This is a genomic window from Heliomicrobium sulfidophilum (assembly GCF_057715735.1).
Genome location: NZ_JBVTZZ010000004.1, coordinates 84819 through 103915 on the forward strand (window position 1 = coordinate 84819; position 19097 = coordinate 103915).

Sequence of the window (19097 nt, forward strand, 5' to 3'; positions counted from 1 at the left end):
TGTGGCAAAGGAATGGATTTTGCCCTGTTTAGTCTGAATAATGCCTGGCTGATTCCGCTGCTGCCCTTTGTGGCCTTTGTGCTGATCGCGTTTGCCTTTAAAAACATGGAGAAAACGGCATCCACGACGGCCATCCTGTTCTGCGGCGTCTCCTTTCTGCTCTCGCTGGGCGTCGTCGCAGGGGTTCTGCAGCATCCGGAATTGATCGAACAACCCTTCGTCAAAGAAGTTCGCTGGTTTTCCATGCCTGGCTTGAGCATCACCATGGGCCAATATATCGACCCCGTTTCGGCTATGATGCTCTTTGTCGTTACTCTCGTGGCGACGCTGGTCATGATCTACTCGACGGGCTATATGCACGGCGACCCTGGCTATACGCGCTTTTTCGCCTATTTGTCCCTCTTCGCCTGTTCCATGCTCGGCTTGGTCATCGCCACCAACCTCTTGCAGATGTTCATCTTCTGGGAGTTGGTCGGCCTCTGTTCCTACCTGTTGATCGGTTACTACTACTTTAAGGATTCTGCGAGGGAAGCGGCCAAAAAGGCCTTCATGACGACTCGGATCGGCGACTTCGGCCTGTTGCTGGGGATCATGTTCCTGCAGATCAACTTCGGCACCCTGGAGTTTACCGAACTGGCAGACAAGCTGCCGGCTTTCGCGGTAGCCCATCCGGCTCTGATCACTCTGATCGGCATCCTCGTCTTCATTGGACCCATCGGAAAATCAGGCCAGTTTCCGCTCCATGTCTGGCTCCCCGATGCCATGGAAGGCCCGTCGCCTGTGTCGGCTCTGATTCACGCCGCCACGATGGTTGTGGCTGGCGTGTACCTCGTCGCGCGGGCCTTTACACTCTTCGAGGTGGCGCCTGAGGCGCAGCACTTCGTCGCCTATATTGGCGGTTTCACAGCCTTCTTTGCCGCCTCCATCGCATTGACGCAGCGGGAGATGAAGCGGATTCTGGCTTATTCGACGGTCTCCCAGTTAGGCTACATGATGATGGCTCTTGGCGTCGGCAGCTTGACGGCCTCCATGTTTCACCTGATGACCCACGCCTTCTTCAAGGCTCTCATGTTCCTTGCCGCTGGTTCGGCCTTGCATGCCCTGCACGGCACAGCAGACATCTTTGAGATGGGCGGCCTGCGCAAGAAGATGCCTTGGACGGCGGCCTTCATGGTCATCGGCACCCTGGCCATCGCGGGCATCCCGCCTTTTGCTGGATTTTGGTCCAAGGACGAGATCCTGCTGATGACGAAGCTGCACGGCTTCACTGACCTCTACATCTTGGCGTCGCTGACAGCCTTTATGACTGCTTTCTACATGTCGCGGATGGTTTTCGTGGCCTTCTTCGGCAAAGAAAACCCCCACAATCATCCCCATGAGTCCCCCTGGAACATGATTCTGCCTATGGCTGTCCTAGCTGTCTTGGCCATCGTGGGCGGACTTGTTGGAACGCCTTGGACGGAGCATGGCTTCGGTTACTGGGTGCGCTACGGCGAGTACCATCATCCTGAGGTCGACTGGTCGGTCATGGGCGGCTCTGTCGTCCTGGCGGTCGCCGGCATCGGTCTCGCCTGGGCCATCTACGGCGCCAAGCTGATCGACAACGAGAAGTTGGCCCGACGAGCTGGTTTTCTTTACACCTTGTCCTATCGCAAGTTCTTCATCGATGAGTTCTACCAGTTTATCAATAAGGTGATTGTTGGCGGTACGGGTCGAGTCCTCTACTGGGTCGATATCCACATCGTCGACGGCTTCATCGACGGACTTGCCGACAGCACAGGCTGGGCCGGACGGGTCTTGCGCCGCGCCCAGAGCGGCCAGATACAGCATTACGCCATGATCTTCTTTTTCACTGTCGTCTTGGTTGCAGTCATTATGGGCCTGATGGGGAACCACTCTGCCATGGCCTTGATCGGAGGTGGAAAGTAAATGGGCTTCCCTTTGCTGACCATCACGCTGTTGGCGCCGATCATCGGAGCCCTGGTGTTGGTGTTCGTGCCGCAGGATGAGCATAAGCCGATCAAGTGGATCTCCGCTTTTTCCATGGCTGTCTCCCTGATCCTCACCCTGTACGCCTATTTCACCTACGACTTTGCCCTTGGGGGCATGCAGTTTACCGAAAATGTGGTCTGGGTCAGGGAACTAGGCGTCACCTATGCCATGGGTGTCGACGGTCTGTCGTTGCCTATGTTGCTGCTGACTAACCTGATCGGCTTCAGCGCCATCTTTGCCTCTTGGAACCAGGAAAAACGGCCGAAGGTCTTCTTCGTCCTCCTGCTCCTGCTTATTGCCGGGGTCATGGGCACCTTCATCAGCCGCGACCTCTTTATCTTCTTCCTCTTCTACGAAGTGGTGGTCATTCCCATCTACATCATGGTGATCATCTGGGGTTCCAGCAAACGGGTCACCAAGGAGTACGCCGGCATGAAGCTGACCATCTACCTGCTCATCGGGTCAGCCTTCCTGCTCGTTGGGGTCATTGCCATCTACCTGAACGCCTTCCCGGCTGGTGAGCGCACCTTCCTGATGGAAAAGTTGGCGACGGCCAACTTCAGCGAGTCCTTCCAGATCTTTGCCTTCTTCCTGTTGGCTGTCGGTTTCGGCTCACTGCTCTCCATGTTCCCCTTCCACTCCTGGTCGCCTGACGGCTATGCTGGCGCACCGACGGCCGTTTCCATGATCCACGCCGGCGTCTTGAAGAAAATCGGCGGTTACGGCCTGATCCGTCTTGGCCTTCTGACCCTGCCGTTGGGGGCCAAGTTCTGGGCGCCGGTCATCGCCTTCCTGGCGGTGGCCAACGTGGCCTACGCGGCGATGATCGCCCTGGCCCAGAAGGACCTCAAGTATGTCGTCGGTTACTCCTCAGTCAGCCACATGGGCTATGTGCTCATCGGCCTGGCAGCCTTGAACGTCATCGGCATCAACGGCGCTGTCGCCAATATGTTCGCCCACGGCGTCATGTCGGCCCTCTTCTTCGCCATGATCGGCCATCTCTATGAAAAAACCCATACCCGCTGGATCCCTGACATGGGCGGTCTGGCCCACCAGATGCCCCGTGTGGCCATCGGCTTCATGATGGCCGGTATGGCATCGCTTGGTCTGCCGGGCCTGATTTCCTTCATTCCTGAGTTTACCATCTTCGTCGGCTCCTTCTCGGTCTATAAGGTTCTGGCCATCATCGCCATCTCCGGCATCATCATCACCGCCCTGTATACCCTGCGGATGATTGCCGATGTGCTCTTCGGACCGCGCCGTTCCGAATTTGACCACCTCCAAGACGCGAAGGGCGCTGAACTGGTGCCGCTGCTCGTCCTCGGTTCCGTCCTGGTCCTGGGCGGCTTCTTCCCGCACCTGTTGATGGATATGGTCAATTCCGGCGTCGAGCCCCTGGTGGCGGCCTTCCTGGCCAAATTGGGCGCCGCCCCCATGATCGGAGGTGGCTTCTAAGATGAATCTCAGTCTGCTCACTGCGGAAATGCTGACGTCCCTGCTGGCCACCGGTTTGCTGGCGATGGGTATTCTCAACCGGAATAAGGACAGTCACCGCGGTGTCGCCTATGCGACCGTCTTCGGCCTGCTGGGCGTCCTCGTGGTTACCTTCTTCCAGTACGGCATTAACGCCACTACTTTCCACCAACTCTGGATCCTGGACGACTACTCCGTCTTCATGAAGGAGATCTTCCTCGTCGCCGCCATCCTCGTCACTTTGTCGGCCATCGACTATGTTGACGGACTGCCCCGGTTCAAGACGGAGTTTTATTCGCTGCTTGTCTTTGCCACCCTGGGCATGATGGTCATGGCCTCAGCCAATGACCTGATCACCCTCTATGTGGGCATGGAACTGATGACGATCACCTTCTTCGTCCTTGTCGCCTACATCCTGGGTGACGGACGTTCCTCCGAAGCCGGCGTCAAGTACCTGGTCCTGGGCGGCGCCTCGTCGGCGGTCCTGCTTTATGGTTTGAGTCTTCTTTACGGCCTGACAGGCACTACAGTCATCCCCGACCTGCTGGCCCGGCTGACCTGGAGCCCGGCGCTGGTCATCGCCGTTGTTACGCTCATCGCCGGCTTCGGCTTCAAAATCTCCGCCGTGCCCTTTCACATGTGGTCGCCGGACATCTATGAAGGCGCTCCGACGCCGGTCACCGGCTTCTTGGCGGTGGCCTCCAAAGCGGCTGGTTTGGCCGTTCTTGTCCGCGTCTTCCTGGAAGGCTTGCCGCTGCAAGCCGGGGCTAATTGGCTGACAGTCATCTCGGTTCTAGCGGGCATCACCATGGTGATCGGCAACGTCGTCGCCATCCCCCAGACGAATATCAAGCGCATGCTGGCTTATTCCTCGGTCGCCCAAGCTGGTTACCTGCTCGTCGGCCTCATGTCGACAGACGCCCCTGGCGTCAAGGGCATCCTCTTCTACGCCATGCTCTATGTGGTCGCCAACATGGGCGCCTTCGCTGTCGCCACCGTTGTCGGCCGGGCTATCGGCTCCGATGAGATTCCCGACTACGCCGGTCTCTCCCAGCGTCAGCCCCTGCTGGCCTCGGTGATGACGATCAGCCTGCTCTCGCTGGCCGGCATCCCGCCCCTTGCCGGCTTTGTCGGCAAGCTGTACCTCTTCGCTGCCATCATGGACAAGGGCGTGCTCTGGCCGGCCTTCGTCGGCTTCGTCATGTCCATGGTCTCCGTCTACTACTACCTGAATGTGGCCCTCTACATGTGGCGCGACGAGCCAAAGGACGACCGTCCCATCCCGGTCTCGGGCGCCATGAAGCTGACGGTGGTCTTCTCTATGGTCGTCACCGTCATCCTGGGGATTTACCCCGGTCCGCTGGCGGAAGTGGCCACGGTGGCAGCCAAGTCGCTTTTCTAAGTTTAGCTTCTTCATAGGAGAGTAATTGAAAAAGGGATGCAAGGTTTTAAGAAAAACGTTGCATCCCTTTTCTCGTTGTATAACCCTTAACTATAAATCCTAATATGTAAGTAATTGTAGTTGCTTGAAAGGATATCCCAATTAAAAGGAGGATTTTAGTAAAGCACGTAGAATAATGTCAGTTGACAAATAAATTCCGAAAATTCCTGTAAAGACAAAATTAACAACATGAGATCCATGCAAATTCAGCCGACATGATTATGGAATGATTATTAGCCAAAAGCGCCCTGGATCCTCCAGGTATCCCTCAATAGAACAGATCAGAGAGAAGGAGGTGAACCATATGAAAAAAGCTGGACTGATCGGCGTTGTCGCCGCTCTGCTGACGTTGCTGGCCAACCTCGGCGTCGCTTCCGCTTGCGGTTACGGCGGATACCAACCGGAAGTGCCCTCGGCCCTGAAAAAATAAGTAGGTATAACATGGAGGATCACAGGGTGCATTTTATTTCTACCATTTTTTCGGCGGTGTTTTGCAACTTCCTATCGCGAAGGCGACTGTGATTTCTTAGTTATGTTGTAAGAGACAGGCCTGACAAAGTAGCCTCTGACGCAGAAAAAATGCTTAAGCAACGGGTGGGAATAGACTGTGGATGCCATTTATCGACGTTGGGCTCTTCGCATTTCCGAAATCAACGGAGATCCAGATGGACAGTGGGAAGTGTACCTGTATGCCCTGCGGTTTTGGGTGAGTACAGTCATCACCTTCGTTCTTTTGTTAGCTCTGGGGTGGTTATTTGATTGTGTATCGTTGATCATCGCCGCAACCTGTGGCATGAGTCTCTTCCGGGGTTTTGCCGGCGGTGCTCATCATGAGAAGGCGGAAGTCTGTTCATTAATGACGATGCTCATTATGGCTGCGATCACAGCCATCGCCTGGATGCCCTTTGATGTGGATATGGTGGTCATGACCTTCATCATCACTGTAACCTTTGTTTTCTGGTCAGTCTACCGATTCGCACCGGCAGACACTCCGAATAAACCGATCATCGGGGAGGAACGCCTGCATTTTCGTCGACTTTCTTTTATCATTGCTACCCTATTGGCGCTAGGATTCGGCGCTTTGTTGACAGCGGGCTTTACGAAGGCAGCCCTGGGTGGCCTCCTCGGTATGCTCTGGCAAGCCTTCTCCATGACACCGCAAGGTTACGGCTTCTTCCATGCTGTCGATGATGTTGTAGCGAAGGTGTCCAGGTTGTTGAAATAAGAGGAGGGTTCGGCGCCGTGGAGGAACTGAGCGTACCTTTTTTATATCTGATATTTGAACCGGGGGTGATGCTGTTTTTGGGCATCACTTTTCTCGGTTTGGCGGCGCCCTGGTCTCAGTTGCTCCGGTACTCTTTTATCACGGGATGTCTCGTCTGGGTTGAGCGGAGCCTCTTGTTTCAGGATTATTTTGGTCTTCATTTGATCGTTTCGATTCTCATCTCAATTACGGCGGCGCGACTGATTATCCGGTTGCCACTTCTCCAAACGGTATCATCGGTGCTTCTCGGGTACACCTTTCTGATTGTTATCGAACTCTTTGTTTCCTCCACGCTTCGATTGATCGGATTAAATGATATGCTTGCTCTTCGGGTGCCCTTGTATCACGTCACCTACGGCTGGATTCTCATACTGTCCATGCTTGGAATTGCAATCCTAATCCGGCATATCAAGCAGTGGAATGAACAGCACATCAGACGCAAAGTCATGCATGATCATGCGGATCATGATCAGTTGATGGATAGAAGCATATCTTTGTCGGTGATTTTGTTTGCTTCCATGGTGATTTTTCAGGCCTCTTTTTTTGTTTACAATGTGGATTGGGGGAATATGTTTAAAAAGAGCAGCCTCTCTTCTGAACAAATGCAACCGGTTTATAGCATAATAAGTTTAATGTTGCTATCGGCAGCGGTTCTATTCATGAAAAACATCCAAATCATCTCCAAGATAACTCGGGAGAGCCTCGAGTTGAAGAAGGAACTGGATATTTCCCGTATGCTCGTCAAGCAGTACCGGACTAACCAGCATGAGTTTCTGAATCACCTGCAAGTTGTCTTCGGCTTCATCCAAATCAAATGTACAGATAGAGCTGTCGAGTACATCAAGGAATATGACATCCGGTACCGGCAAGGCATAAAACTGGAAAAAATCGCCCGGCCGGAGATCGGTGCGATCATCATATGCAAAATGAGTTCACCCATGGGAGAAGCAGCAAAGTTTTCGACGATTATCCGAGACGACTTGTCCCTGTTGCCGCTCACTGTATCTGAATCCGTCTCTGTATTAGGAAACCTCCTGCAAAATGCGCTGGAAGCGGTCCACAAGCTGGGAGAACAAGAGCGCCACATCGAGATCGAGCTTGACCGGATCGGTGAAGAAATTCTGATCCGAGTGGCCAACAGCGGTCCGGCCATCCCGCATGACATCCTCCCCAAGCTGTTCGACTACGGCTTTACGACAAAAGAAGAGCCGGACACTGGTATCGGCTTGGCGCTGATCAAGTCGATCGTCGATCAGTATAACGGGAAGATCGATGTGGAAAGCAACGACATACGGACGGCCTTCACGGTGTACTTGCCCCTATCCCGCAGCATTGGAGCTGCGCCTGCGCAGAGGGGATCCGCGCAGAAGGCAGTCGCCGTGCTCTAAGTTTTACCACATGGACGGGGTGAAAGCGATGGAACGTGTTGAACTAGGGCGGTGGGGCGAAGAAAGGGCGTTGCAGCACCTCCTCGGACTGGGCTGGTCCCTGATCTGCCGCAACTACCGGACGCCGCGCGGGGAGATTGATCTGATCCTCCGTGAGGAAAACTGGATCGTCTTCGTCGAGGTCCGCACCCGGTCATCGGATCGTTTCGGTAGAGGGGAGGAGACGATCGATCATCGCAAGCGCCGTCGTTTGATGACTGTGGCCGGGCATTTTTTAGGCGCCTATCAGGGGCTGCCGGGAGATCCGAGGTTTGACCTGGTGAGCATCCTGCTTCAGCAGGGTGGGGGGTATTCGTTAGAGCATATCCGGGGGATGTTTACGCCGTAATTGTCTAAATCGAGGTATTCCGCCATTCATCATAGGGCGGTTATTTTTTTTGTCCGTTTTGACGATAAAAATCGTTTCTTTTTCTTCGGAGTTATGCCTAGAAAATCTTTGCAAGGAATACAAGTTACCGAGATTTTCTTTTCCTTTTTGACTTGGAAAGTGTTGCTCAATCAGTGATGGAAAGGAGGGGATCCGTTGATCCGACTCCAGGTGGTTGACGGACCGGATAAAGGCAAGCAGTTTCCTTTCACTGGCTCTGTTACAGTAGGCAAGCAGGGAGGATACTGTGATTGGCCTTTATCTGATGAATATATGTCACGACAGCATGCGCGACTCACCCTGTTGCCCGATGGCAGGATTCTGTTGGAAGACATGAACAGCCTGAACGGAACCATGATCGGCAATCGTCGCATGGATAAGCCGGAAAAAGTGGAATCTGCGACGGTTTTTCGCGCGGGCAACAATGTGATCTTTGTTGAGGCTGTGGCGTGTCGTCACCAGATCCGGTCTATTCCGCTCTTGGATGGAAAGAAAGTCCCTTCAAACTCATTTTTGACCTCCATCTCATCAAAGCACGTCTGTGTCACATCTATCCCGGTCAAAGCAGCGGGTGGGGAGGTCTTTGACCGCCGTCACCAGAACATTCTTACTATCCCAAGTGTACCAGTTTTTGATTGTGTGCTAGTAGAGATTTCAGTATTCTAGGAATTTAATCTAAAGGCACGTTAATAAACACTGTAAACACAGAGACAATCTTTCGCATTTAAATTAAAAGGAGTCGTTGTAAATGGGAAAAATCTCTCTTATGAATCTTAGTTCAGTAGGATTATTCTCGCTTTTTATAGGATATTTGTACTACATACAATTATACGGTCAATTAGACAAAGTAATTGTTCAATGGGGAATAATGTCTATTTTTGCAGGTCTCTTTTGTTGTTTATTAGTATTAATATCTATATCCAAAAATAATTTTGTCAACATGATTAAAATACATTGCATTGTAGTTGTTTTATTGCAAATTGCTCCGATGTTTTTATGGGTACTATTTTCATTAAGTGGTCGCACAATCACAGAATATGAGTATCAAAGCAATATCCTTACAAACATACTGTTTGCTTTTCCTCATATCGCAATAATTATATTATGTGCATCTATATATATCGATATATTTAAGCATAAATAATTTAAAACATTAATGTTGTTCAGGTGCGCTTTAGCTACAACGCCAGACTTTAGGGTAATTGCGTCCGGTGTCCGAGTGCCATGCCATTTTTATGACTAGAAACTCAATTTATATTTGATCTCGGAACCCCCCCTGTGTTAGGCTAGTTGTCGTAGGACCTAAAGGAGTTATAATTATAGAAACCCTTTAGGGAGGACGAAACATGACAGGCCAAAGAGGACACAAATATAGCCAGGAATTTAAAAACTCCATTGTGCGACGAATGATGCCACCGGAGAACGCAACCGTTTCTGCTTTATCGGAAGAGACGGGTATCACCGAGGTGACGTTATATAAATGGAGACGGGAAGCACGGATTGAACGGACAAGCAGCCCCGGGTGATGGTCGAGAATCGGAACAGTGGAATTCTGCGGACAAGTGTCTTATTGTCATGGAAACATACGCGATGAACGAGGCCGATATTTCCGAATATTGCCGCAAAAATGGGTTGTACCGTGAGCAATCGAGGCCTGGCGTGAAGCCTGTCTTCAAGCCAATGACCGGCAGGCGGCAGAAAGTAAAGGACTGCGGGCGGAACTTCGTGAAGAGAAAAAGCGGAGCAAGAGTTTAGAGAAGAACCTTCAGCGCAAGGAAAAAGCGCTCGCAGAGGCAGCGGCCCTGTTGGTGCTGAGAAAAAAAGCCGATGCGATCTGGGGGGAACCCGAGGAGGAATGATCAGTGCCCAGGATCGCAGAAAAGCCGTTGAACTGATCGAGGAAGCGAATGCGCAGGGCGCCAGGTTTGCTAAGGCGTGTGAGGTTCTCAACATCTCGACAAGAACCTACGAACGATGGAGCAAAGCTGGCGACGCAGTTGAAGATGGAAGACCAACAGCGAAGCGGCCAGCACCCAAGAACAAGCTTACGGAAGAAGAGCGGCAGGAAATTTTAGAAACGGCGAATCAACCTGAATACGCCAGTTTACCACCATCGCAAATCGTACCGGACCTGGCAGATAAGGGCATCTATGTGGCCTCTGAATCCACATTCTATCGCATCCTCCGGGACAACAACCAACAACATCACCGCGGCCGAAGCAAGCGCCCCGTATCTCGCCCACCGGCAACGCATATTGCCACCGCGCCAAACCAAGTTTGGACCTGGGACATTAGCTGGATACCCGGCCCGGCGCAGGGCGTCTTTTATCGCCTGTATATGGTGATCGACATCTTTAGTCGGCTCATTGTAGCTTGGGAGATTTGGGAGAAAGAAACGGCAGAACATGCAGCCGAGCTAATCAAAAAGGCGACGGTCTCGGAGAAAATCAAAGGTTCCCCGCTGGTGCTTCACTCGGACAACGGCAGCCCGATGAAAGCGGCTACGTTCCTCGTTCTCCTGGACAAACTCGGCATCCGCTTTTCTTTCTCGCGGCCTCGTGTCAGTAACGACAACCCGTACTCCGAGTCGTTATTCAGGACCTGCAAGTATCGTCCCGTTTACCCCTATAGGGGCTTTGAATCGCTAACGAAAGCACGAGAATGGATGCGCCCGTTTGTGCATGGGTACAATGAAAAACACCGTCACAGCGGCTTGCAGTTTGTGACACCCAGGCAACGGCATAACGGACTCTCCGACGAAATTCTACAGAGACGACGAAAGGTTTATAAAGAGGCGCAGCTACGACATCCGGAACGATGGTCTAGAGGAATCCGCTACTGGCAGCTAGGAGAAAGAGTCGCCCTCAACCCAATAAAAGAAGAAGAGGCGGATTCCCGAGGGAGGGGCCGGTCCTATTGTGATGAATAGGCACGAACGGAGCCGCCGCTTGCGGTCGGAGCGAAACGGAGAGTCTTGACGAATGTGCTAAACTGGACAAAAGCCGACCAGCGGCAAAGGTTCACAGGCGTATGTCCGTCGGTCGGGTGCTATAGGAAGAGCACATTTGTCAAGACCGGCGGTCTTGCATAGGTTCATGCGACAACTATCTTGACAAACACCGAAACCAAGATACCAATAAAATAAACTTACGCATTATAGGCATGTCAGGAAAAACTAGCGAAAAGAGTTTGTCTTTATCCTAGATACCATATAAGTAAAAAAAAGGAATTACGTCGGTTGTGTCGAAAACCTCCTATTAATCTACTAAAACAGCGTAGAGCGTCTGGAGGTTTTGCCTTGCTAGCCCGTGTCCAAAGCATCGTCCTGGAAGGACTGAACGCAAAAACGATCGAAGTGGAGGTCGATGTGGCCAACGGGCTGCCGGCCTTCGATCTTGTTGGATTGCCTGCTACGGCTGTGCGGGAGGCCCGGGAACGAGTCCGCTCGGCTTTGCGTAACAGTGGGTACGAGTTTCCCTTGCGACGGATCACTGTTAACTTGGCGCCGGCTGATGTGCGCAAGGATGGCTCTGGATTGGATGTGCCCATCGCCGTGGGCATCCTGGCGGCGACTGGTCAAATCGAATCAGGTCTGCTTCGGGATTGGTTTCTCGTAGGTGAACTGGCCCTTGACGGCGCGATTCGCGCCGTCAGCGGCGTATTGGCTATCGCCTGCGGACTGGCTCGAAACTGGGAACAGAGGCCAAGATACAGAGCGGAGAGCAAGCTGGAAAGAGAGTCGGAAAGCAAGCTAGAGCACAAGCAAGAGCAGGCGCCGGAAAAAGTACATGAGTCGGAAAACGCTCATGTGCAGAGCCACGGCAGTCTCCAGGGAGATCTATTTAAAGGAAGTTTCCGCAAGACATCGGCCTATAGCCTTACTTCGCCTATAAAGTTGCTAGTACCGGAGGCCAACCTTGTCGAAGCTTCTCGGATCAACAGCATCGAGGCATACGGCGCTTCGAATTTGAAAACAGTAGTGGAATGCCTGAATAACCCGGCGCAGGCCTCTTTTTCCCAAAAAAACAGCAAAAGAGATACTGTGACGCTACTGGCTTCTAAAGCTGTGAGCGGATTATCCTCAGCCATACCAGACTTATCATCCGTTCGTGGACAAGCCGTCGCCAAGCGGGCCTTGGAGATCGCCGCCTCCGGAGGGCATAATCTTGTCCTCATCGGGCCACCCGGCACGGGGAAGACGATGCTGGCCCGCTGTTTGCCGGGGATTCTGCCGCCCATGACCGGTGAGGAAGCCATGGAAACGACGATGATTTACTCAGTTGCCGGGGCGCTGCCGGAAGGCGTCGGATGGATGGACAGCCGGCCTTTTCGGACACCCCACCATTATACGACGCTGGCGGCCCTTGTCGGCGGGGGGCGTCCTCCTCGACCCGGCGAGATCAGCCTAGCCCATAACGGCGTCCTGTTCATGGATGAATGGCCTGAATTCTCTCGGGAGGCACTGGAGGCGTTGCGCCAGCCTTTGGAAGACGGGCAGGTCACCATCGCCCGCCAGGGAGGCGCCGTCACGTTCCCGGCCCGGCTGATGCTGGTAAGTGCCATGAATCCTTGTCCGTGCATGTAATACCTTTGGAAAAAATATATCGAGCGGTAACGGTCGCATGAGGGCGCCCGTTTTTTATTTCTGTTGAGACTTCGATCCGGTCTACGAGGGAAGTCACGATCTGGCGCCGGGTCTCAAAGGTATCCTCATTGGCCAGCTTGTCTCGCAGCGCACGAAGCAGTTCTTCGGCCGAAGCGAACTGGGATACGAGGTTATCCTCGGAAGCAATCAGCTTGTCCAACTCTTTGAGCCGCTGTCGTAGATGTTCCGTTTCCTGGGCGATCTTCGAGAACTGCTTCTCCACGTCTGACGATGAGATGATGTTGCGGCGGTACAAATCTAGGATCGGCTGCTTCTCTTGGTCCTTCGCGGCAATAGCATGCTCGATCATTGACTTCTCGGCAGAGTATTTTTCCTTTTCGGATTTCCGAACCTCCATACCAGCAGCCACTTCTGCCAGCGTTTCACCGGGATCGTTGATGAAACGAACGCAGTCTTCCCAGACCGTGAGCTCTATTTCCTCCATAGGGAGGTTTTTTGACGTGCATTTGCCGCTATACTTGCCTCGGTAGGATATCTTTCCGTTACAAACGTAATAGGCCTTCAGAGCGCCTTTAGGCCCTTTATAAGCCGTTCCAGTGTAGGTGAGGCCACACATTCCGCACTTGATTAACCCACGGAGAAGATATTCCCGCTTAGCGTTTCGAGTCGCTTCAATCTGATTGTTTCGTAAAGATATCTGGGCGGCCTCCCAGATATCCTCCGAAACGATGGCGGGTATCTGTCGCGTAATCGTTTCTCGTTGCTTTTTTGTGCGCTTTCCGTACACATGAACGCCTTTGTACGTGGGGTTGACGATCATGTTCCGGACGCGGCCGGGTAGCCACTGGCCGGATGTGGCGACTTTACGCTTGCCGGAGGTAACAAGCCGGTTGTCCTTCGTGTAGGAGGGAGGGACGCCAAGAGCATTTAGGTAATCGGCAATCTTAATCGTTGAAAGCCCCTGGGCGGTGATCTGGTGATAAATCATCCGGATCACATCGGCCTCACTCAAGTGGTGGCCGGGGAGAGGGTCATCGTTGATCTCCAGGTACCCATCAATGACACGGTATCCGTATGGGACGATCCCGCCAAGCCAGCGGCCTTCCCGTGCGGCCCGATTGGCGCCATGCCACAGGCGGGTGATAATCGTGTCCCGTTCAAGGTCGGCAACGCCAGCAAGGATGGTAAGCAGGAAACGGCCGGAGGGGTCCCCCGTATCGAAAGGTTCCGTCATGCTGCGAACTACAATGCCGGTCTGCTCCAGGTCGTGGACAGCGTTGAGGATGATGCGGGCGCTGCGGCCCAGGCGATCTAGCTTATATACGAGCAATACGTCGAATGGCTTTTCAGTAGCTTCTATTACGAGTTTTGAACCCTCTGGACGCTGCTCCAGGGGGATGGTGCCGGAGATGCCATCGTCTATATACCACTTGATGATGGTGTGCTGATGAAGGTCGCAGTATTTGTTGGCGAATTCGATTTGGTTTTAAATAGTGCCTCTGTCTGCTTGGTCGTCGGTGGAGACGCGGGCGTAGATGGCCACTCGCATAGCGAATCACTCCTTGGAAATAGAGTAACAAAAAAGCAATTAAAAGAACAGATGTTCCAAGAAGGATGAATGTTAAACCGTAGCGGAGGCAAAAATCTTGAATCCGTAATCCAATTTAGGTACAAGACCTTATAATGCCACAAAAAGTAAATGTGACTAAAAAACAGTTCCTGGAAAGGTTTCCGATGATCAGGATGGCATATGAATAAAAGCATAGCAAAGCTAGTCCTTTGACTTCCTCTACGGGGGCTTGATTGCTCGAAAGGGGTGGTTTGTTTAGGCAAAAGCGGAGTAGAGATCTCGGAACGTCGCTAACCAGGGACTATGCGCCCCAAGCCGGAGCTTCACTCGTCGCGCATGCTTGACCAGGCGAGAGGCCAGCGTGATGAGATTTTGGAGCACCGTTCGGATGCGGCGCCGTTGGATCTGGCCTTTCTTTTTCAAAGGGGCATCTTGATGGTGTTGGTCGACGATGCGAAGCAGGTTATAGGCGATGGAGCCGAAATGGAATACCAGGTCATTGAACTTCAGTTTGCCGCTAGGCAGTCGTTCCAGATCAAGGTCTGTCTTTAGCTCACTATGGAATTGCTCGCTGGTTCCGTGGTCCCGATATAACTGTATGATTTCTTCCGGTTAATCGGGAGCGCTGTCCAATAGGTCGCCACTTCCAAATGGGGAATCACAAATATTGGCCATTCGATAAGATGGTCCGCTCCACAACACGAAACACAACGCGTTCCGGTTTTTCCATCGCGCCGACTTTCCACATGACAAGGAATAGGAAGCATGTTTCCGTAAAACAAAGATTGGGTCCATTACCGCTATCGCGGCGGCTGTTTTTGACTCAATGACCTAAAGGATCAAAGCAATTTTTTAGAAAATCAAGACACGGAGTATCATTGGTCGAAAGATGGAATATAGTGTCGAAATATGTCTAGAAGACAAAAACACCCTTAGGGGTGTTTTTGCTTTTACGCCAACTTAAACAAGTCCGCTGCCTCTTCAATTGTCGTCCTCTGCATGTCCAGGCCCACAACATACCCTATCGTCGGCAAATCATAGATGATGTGCTTTATCTCATGGCAGAACACCCGATACTGGGTCTCCGCGTTGATGTTCCCGTTCATCACCAGATGGTATCTCCCTTTCCGGCTGACATACACGAACGCATATACCTCCGGCGTGAGATTGCCGATGCTTGTCCGAATATCAAAGGTGTTCATTACGTCATGAAAGGGTATCGACTCATCTATCAGACTGCGTATCAGTTGTTTGTCAAGGATGGAGAGGTTCAACGTAGACATGCCTCCCTAGATGGTCCTGCATGGTTATAGACTAATCAATCAATCTTCTTGAGCTTCTTCATCCTCAATGGCCTTGATAATCCGAATGATCTTTTTGATCCCGTCGGGCGACAAGGGGCGTACTTGTTTGAAAAGAAGTTGAAGGTCTTCGCGTTCTTTCAGTTCGGCAAAGAAAGTAAGAAGTTCGGGGTCGTCGGTTAGGGCCGATTCTATATGATTGACAGCGTTTCCAACACCTTTATTTTGGGACGGTGTAGGTTCATCAGTTAGGCCCAGCAGGAAATCTGCTGACACATTGAGCACTGAGGCAATTAGAGGGAGTTTCTGATTATCTGGTTGTCTGTAATTATTTTCATACCCAGATATTGTTGGAATCTTAACGCGAATTTTCTCTGCAAGTTGGTCTTGGGTCATTCCAAGACGTTCTCTGGCCCACTTTATCCGTTCTCCAGTAGTTTTCAATCGGCTCCCTCCCAGCTAACCACATAATAACAGGATTATGCGTTTCGCAAATAACAATACGCGAAATGCGAATAAATCTATTGACATTCGCGTATTGCGTATGTAAAAATTAATTGTGCGTATTCGCGAAATGCGAAATTGAGTTTTGGGGGTGAAATCTTGGGTTGCGGTTCTAATGTTCGTGAATTGCGAGTTATGAAAGGACTAAAAGCAAAGTTTGTTGCCTCAAAAATTGGTGTCAGTCCTTCAATGTACTGTGACATGGAGAAAGAAAGGCGACGTATTGACGCAAGTATTTTGGCTAAGATCGCAGATGTTTTTGGTGTTTCTGTGGATGAATTATTGCGCCCTAGAGTACGCGAAACGCGAATAGAGATGATGGCTAAAAACAATTAGACCACCTGTGTTCCGGTGCTTGCTAAAAGTGGCTAATTAAAGAACTTGGAGGTGGCCTTATGCCCAGGCGGCCAGATCCCATTGAATACCGTGCCGTCTATGGCACGGACCCCAGTAAGAACGCCGAGTTGCTCCGCAAAGTCATCGATATCCTCAACCGGAGCGAAGCCATGAAGAAAGCCGAGCAGCAGTTGGCGGAAAAGGACAAGGAAACGGCGTGACCTGTTTGCTTGTGGTTTTTATAATAACCTATTTTTGGTAGAAACGGGAGGGTTATATGCAAGCCGCATGGCATGTCATGGACCGGGAAATCCGGCAAACCCGGTCGTTGCTGAGTCGAAGAAAGACTGATCTACAGTTTGAACTGTACCGGGCCATCGTAGACCGGGCCAGCGACGAGGAAAAGTCCGTTGCCGCCAAACGTCTGGATCAGAATCAGTTCAAGCTGTGCAATATCAACACCCAGGAACAGTTCATCCAGACACACAAGCTGTCGGAATTGAAAAAGCACCCTGACAATCCGGTTTTTTATGGTTTGACGGCTCGCCACCGCCAGGCGCTGATCGTCAAATACGCGGGCGGGAAAAGTGAACGGATGGCCCAGCAACTCGGAATGACCGTCGAGAGTTACCGGCAGGCGATCCGGGAGGCGACCGGTATCATACAGCTTAACGCGGCCGCCTTACAGGAGGCACATTCCCTGGGGCTGACCGAGGAACAGACGGCGGTTTATATCCGGTTGTCTACGCTGGAGCGGTCAGTCTATGTACGGATGGACCAAAAGCCCAGGGACATCGCAAAGGAACTCGGAGTCAGCCTTTCCCGTGTATACGAGGCGGTCCGAAGGGTAAAGGCCAAGACAGAAGGCCAGTAGGGAATGGCGTTGCAAGAAGGGAGGGGGGAGCGTGCAAAAGGAAACGATTGACCTATTCCAGTGGTATGTGGCCTGTGTCCGCCAGACAGGACAGGAACGGATGCTCTGCGCCACGATATGTACGCAGGCGCCTCCCGAACTGAAATCCTATCTCAAGGTGGATTCGCTGCACCGGGAAGCGGTGGTCTACACCGTAAAGTCGCCTCGTGTTGTATCAGAGCCAGTGCTGCCAGGGTACATACTCGTCGGTCTACGAAAACAGGCCGGTCTACTGGAGCATCTGGAGGCGTTTCTATCCGGGGTTCCACTTTACCATACGGGATACAAACTTCGCCCGATCTCAGCCGCAGAAGCAAGGTTCTTTCAGTCTCTGACTCAGGATTTGAGTGTCCAGGTAAACGTGAAGACGACAGATATCTACGCTTGGACAATCGGCCGGTCCATTGAGGTGGATGTGCCCGAATATGGCCGCTGCCGGGGTGTGGTCAAACGTATCCAGCAGGACGGCCTGCTTACCGTGTGGCTCCACGGCTCTCTCGCCACCACGCTGGGTAACGCTGCTGTTCGATTGGTGGTGCAGGCAAAAGCGCCTGTGGCTCGGCGGGTTCCGAGAGGAAAGGGTGAGGTTGACTGCGCGGCGGAAGCTTGGGCAGACCTCATGCAGCCGGAGTTTTTCAATCCCGACACGATTCCATATGCAGCCAAGGCGAAGTAACTGACAGAAAGGGGAGGGCTATGCTATCAGGACGACTGCGGAAAACGCTCCCTTCCAGGCCACCGACGCCGGCCGATCTGGCGGTGGTCAACAAAGAAGAGAGAAAGGCGAATGTGGCCGGGTTTACGCTGGTGAAGAAGCGGGAGAAGGGGGCGGCTCAGTTCACCCAGGTGATATCCCGGAATGTGCTGTATCTCACCAGCAACGACTATCTTACGACGTCGGAATCGTCCTTCCTGTTCCATCTAAGCGCCGTGGTGGAGATGTGTTCTAACGCCCTGACGAAACATGTTCAACAGGGGGAAGAACGGAAGTCTACCGGAAAGTACTTCACCATTGCCGAACTTGGGCGGGCCTTTGGGTTCTCGCGGGAGCACGTCAGTCGCCTTATCGGGCGGCTTATTGAAAAGGGCATCGTCTATGAACTGGTCAACTTCCGGGGGGTTAAACGTCATGGCCGGGTGGTGGAGGAGCGGCCACTGTTCGTCAACCCGGAAATCATGTTTGCTGGCAGCCAGAACCGGATCAACGCCACCCTATGCCGGATCGTCATCAACGACGATTCTCTTGAGAAGAAGGGAATGAAGCTTCCCTACAAACTTTGGATTCGTCCCGGTGAAGAGTACGGGCGGCTCTATCCCCGGAAGCGGTACATAGAACTGAAGCAAGGCTGCGCTGCTGAATAACCCTGACGTTTTTTGACTAAGACTGCGCAGGGGAAGATCTGTCCATAGGGTGTGATAAAAACATCACACATGTGTGACGAAAACGTCACACCCCCAAAAGTGCCTCCAGGCCTTGCTGGGCAAGGGTTTGCGGTCATTCGGCAGCGGTTCTCTCTTCTTACTCTTTAAATATACAACGGCAGTCGGTTTGGGGGGGGCTGGAGCGGTGAATCCGAGGAAGTGCGGTCAGGGTAGACGGGATTTTTTCCAGTGAAAAAGGAAATTGGGTTGAGGTATATGTAACATAAGATAAGTAAAGTCAAAACAACATATTGGTATGGGGGTAGTAGTAATGGGGTTTAGAGGATTGGTGGTTTCTTTTATTGCAATTGTAATATTCACCTACCTTTTGATGAAAATCGTTTTTGCGGGTGCTTCGGTTTAGTATGTTTTTCAATTAACATATCCACTATCTTTAATCGCAGTTCAAAATGATACTTTTGATTGTTTACGTAATACTTAAAGAACAAAAAGAACACAA

The 19097-nt window shown here is 52.0% G+C and carries 18 protein-coding genes and 2 pseudogenes; 16 read left to right on the forward strand and 4 right to left on the reverse strand.

Annotated elements, in window-relative coordinates; translation table 11 throughout:
- Positions 1-12 precede the first annotated feature (12 nt).
- From nuoL to AC0CW1_RS01855, 11 genes and pseudogenes are all read left to right on the forward strand, one after another.
- Positions 13-1929, forward strand: coding sequence for an NADH-quinone oxidoreductase subunit L (nuoL, locus tag AC0CW1_RS01805; RefSeq protein ID WP_488181409.1), 1917 nt, complete (start codon positions 13-15; stop codon positions 1927-1929).
- The gene (locus AC0CW1_RS01810; RefSeq protein ID WP_488181410.1) at positions 1930-3447 is read left to right on the forward strand and encodes a complex I subunit 4 family protein; all 1518 of its coding nucleotides are present in this window, start codon (positions 1930-1932) and stop codon (positions 3445-3447) included. It abuts the gene before it with no gap.
- A gap of 1 nt (position 3448) precedes the next feature.
- Positions 3449-4867 carry an NADH-quinone oxidoreductase subunit N gene (locus tag AC0CW1_RS01815; protein WP_488181411.1) on the forward strand — a complete coding sequence of 473 codons (1419 nt, stop codon included), beginning with the start codon at positions 3449-3451 and terminating at the stop codon, positions 4865-4867.
- Positions 4868-5210: 343 nt separating this feature from the next.
- Entirely contained in the window at positions 5211-5336 is a 126-nt protein-coding gene (locus tag AC0CW1_RS01820) for a cyclic lactone autoinducer peptide (protein ID WP_488181412.1), read from the forward strand.
- Positions 5337-5513: 177 nt separating this feature from the next.
- Entirely contained in the window at positions 5514-6131 is a 618-nt protein-coding gene (locus tag AC0CW1_RS01825) for an accessory gene regulator ArgB-like protein (protein WP_488181413.1), read from the forward strand.
- A gap of 17 nt (positions 6132-6148) precedes the next feature.
- The gene (locus AC0CW1_RS01830) at positions 6149-7558 is read left to right on the forward strand and encodes a sensor histidine kinase (RefSeq protein WP_488181414.1); all 1410 of its coding nucleotides are present in this window, start codon (positions 6149-6151) and stop codon (positions 7556-7558) included.
- A gap of 28 nt (positions 7559-7586) precedes the next feature.
- On the forward strand, positions 7587-7946 hold the full coding sequence (locus tag AC0CW1_RS01835; protein ID WP_488181415.1) for a YraN family protein: 360 nt from the start codon (positions 7587-7589) through the stop codon (positions 7944-7946).
- 195 nt (positions 7947-8141) lie between these two features.
- Positions 8142-8651: an FHA domain-containing protein gene (locus AC0CW1_RS01840; protein ID WP_488181416.1), complete on the forward strand. Its 510-nt coding sequence runs from the start codon at positions 8142-8144 to the stop codon at positions 8649-8651.
- A gap of 82 nt (positions 8652-8733) precedes the next feature.
- On the forward strand, positions 8734-9129 hold the full coding sequence (locus tag AC0CW1_RS01845; RefSeq protein ID WP_488181417.1) for a hypothetical protein: 396 nt from the start codon (positions 8734-8736) through the stop codon (positions 9127-9129).
- A gap of 202 nt (positions 9130-9331) precedes the next feature.
- A pseudogene (locus AC0CW1_RS01850) lies at positions 9332-10914 on the forward strand (IS3 family transposase).
- Between the two features lie 369 nt (positions 10915-11283).
- Positions 11284-12570 (forward strand): YifB family Mg chelatase-like AAA ATPase, encoded by a 1287-nt coding sequence (locus AC0CW1_RS01855; protein ID WP_488181418.1) that lies wholly within the window; start codon positions 11284-11286, stop codon positions 12568-12570.
- Here the strand turns inward: AC0CW1_RS01855 and AC0CW1_RS01860 are convergent.
- From AC0CW1_RS01860 to AC0CW1_RS01875, 4 genes and pseudogenes are all read right to left on the reverse strand, one after another.
- Positions 12512-14071 (reverse strand): recombinase family protein, encoded by a 1560-nt coding sequence (locus tag AC0CW1_RS01860; protein WP_488182096.1) that lies wholly within the window; start codon positions 14069-14071, stop codon positions 12512-12514. The two genes, AC0CW1_RS01855 and AC0CW1_RS01860, sit on opposite strands and share 59 nt — an antisense overlap.
- A 345-nt stretch (positions 14072-14416) precedes the next feature.
- Positions 14417-14912, reverse strand: a pseudogene (locus AC0CW1_RS01865) (transposase); the annotation flags it as partial.
- A gap of 199 nt (positions 14913-15111) precedes the next feature.
- Positions 15112-15444 (reverse strand): hypothetical protein, encoded by a 333-nt coding sequence (locus AC0CW1_RS01870; protein WP_488181419.1) that lies wholly within the window; start codon positions 15442-15444, stop codon positions 15112-15114.
- A 39-nt stretch (positions 15445-15483) separates the two neighbouring features.
- Positions 15484-15906: a helix-turn-helix domain-containing protein gene (locus tag AC0CW1_RS01875; protein WP_488181420.1), complete on the reverse strand. Its 423-nt coding sequence runs from the start codon at positions 15904-15906 to the stop codon at positions 15484-15486.
- A gap of 159 nt (positions 15907-16065) precedes the next feature.
- Between AC0CW1_RS01875 and AC0CW1_RS01880 the strand changes: the two genes are divergently transcribed.
- The 5 genes from AC0CW1_RS01880 to AC0CW1_RS01900 are packed head-to-tail and all read left to right on the forward strand — an operon-like array spanning position 16066 to position 18577.
- Positions 16066-16302, forward strand: coding sequence for a helix-turn-helix domain-containing protein (locus AC0CW1_RS01880; RefSeq protein WP_488181421.1), 237 nt, complete (start codon positions 16066-16068; stop codon positions 16300-16302).
- Between the two features lie 59 nt (positions 16303-16361).
- Positions 16362-16523: a hypothetical protein gene (locus AC0CW1_RS01885; protein ID WP_161259875.1), complete on the forward strand. Its 162-nt coding sequence runs from the start codon at positions 16362-16364 to the stop codon at positions 16521-16523.
- A gap of 56 nt (positions 16524-16579) precedes the next feature.
- Positions 16580-17176: a hypothetical protein gene (locus AC0CW1_RS01890; protein WP_488181422.1), complete on the forward strand. Its 597-nt coding sequence runs from the start codon at positions 16580-16582 to the stop codon at positions 17174-17176.
- Between the two features lie 31 nt (positions 17177-17207).
- On the forward strand, positions 17208-17891 hold the full coding sequence (locus AC0CW1_RS01895; protein ID WP_488181423.1) for a hypothetical protein: 684 nt from the start codon (positions 17208-17210) through the stop codon (positions 17889-17891).
- A gap of 20 nt (positions 17892-17911) precedes the next feature.
- A complete protein-coding gene (locus AC0CW1_RS01900) occupies positions 17912-18577 on the forward strand; it encodes a MarR family transcriptional regulator (protein WP_488181424.1) in 666 nt (221 codons plus the stop codon).
- The last annotated feature ends 520 nt before the right edge of the window (positions 18578-19097 follow it).

Excerpts from the sequence above, each read along its gene's own strand:
- nuoL (WP_488181409.1), top strand. The coding sequence starts at position 13 with ATGGATTTTGCCCTGTTTAGTCTGAATAATGCCTGGCTGATTCCGCTG.
- AC0CW1_RS01810 (WP_488181410.1), top strand. The coding sequence starts at position 1,930 with ATGGGCTTCCCTTTGCTGACCATCACGCTGTTGGCGCCGATCATCGGA.
- AC0CW1_RS01815 (WP_488181411.1), top strand. The coding sequence starts at position 3,449 with ATGAATCTCAGTCTGCTCACTGCGGAAATGCTGACGTCCCTGCTGGCC.
- AC0CW1_RS01820 (WP_488181412.1), top strand. The coding sequence starts at position 5,211 with ATGAAAAAAGCTGGACTGATCGGCGTTGTCGCCGCTCTGCTGACGTTG.
- AC0CW1_RS01835 (WP_488181415.1), top strand. The coding sequence starts at position 7,587 with ATGGAACGTGTTGAACTAGGGCGGTGGGGCGAAGAAAGGGCGTTGCAG.
- AC0CW1_RS01845 (WP_488181417.1), top strand. The coding sequence starts at position 8,734 with ATGGGAAAAATCTCTCTTATGAATCTTAGTTCAGTAGGATTATTCTCG.
- AC0CW1_RS01870 (WP_488181419.1), bottom strand. The coding sequence starts at position 15,444 with ATGTCTACGTTGAACCTCTCCATCCTTGACAAACAACTGATACGCAGT.
- AC0CW1_RS01885 (WP_161259875.1), top strand. The coding sequence starts at position 16,362 with ATGCCCAGGCGGCCAGATCCCATTGAATACCGTGCCGTCTATGGCACG.
- AC0CW1_RS01890 (WP_488181422.1), top strand. The coding sequence starts at position 16,580 with ATGCAAGCCGCATGGCATGTCATGGACCGGGAAATCCGGCAAACCCGG.
- AC0CW1_RS01900 (WP_488181424.1), top strand. The coding sequence starts at position 17,912 with ATGCTATCAGGACGACTGCGGAAAACGCTCCCTTCCAGGCCACCGACG.